Annotated in this window: 1 protein-coding gene; it reads left to right on the top strand. The window is 63.4% G+C overall.

Going from position 1 to position 273, the window contains the following annotated elements; genetic code table 11:
* Positions 1-273, top strand: a 273-nt coding sequence (locus B7449_RS22255; protein WP_209426778.1) for a hypothetical protein, incomplete at both ends; no start/stop codon positions are given.

Genomic DNA, 273 nt, shown 5'->3' with positions numbered 1-273 from the left:
GGGAAAATCGAGCGGCTCACCACCATGGTCACGGTTGCCGGCACTGATCCAGAGTACCCGCTCCGGCTCCTCGGGGTCATAATCGAGGCGAACCCCAAGGCCATCTCCAAGGTCGATGAAATCGGAGAACAGGTCGTCCTCACACCGAAGCGGAAGCGTGCCGATTTCCACACCGACCCATCTGTCGGGAAATCTGGCCCGGAGAAGGTCGGCGAGCTGGCGCGTATGCAGCCTGAGATCCGTCGGATCCCGGACGGGCGGCGGTGGCTCCAG

This window comes from Komagataeibacter intermedius TF2 (assembly GCF_000964425.1).
Lineage (GTDB): Bacteria > Pseudomonadota > Alphaproteobacteria > Acetobacterales > Acetobacteraceae > Komagataeibacter > Komagataeibacter intermedius.
This window is presented reverse-complemented; position numbering and strand designations above follow the sequence as displayed.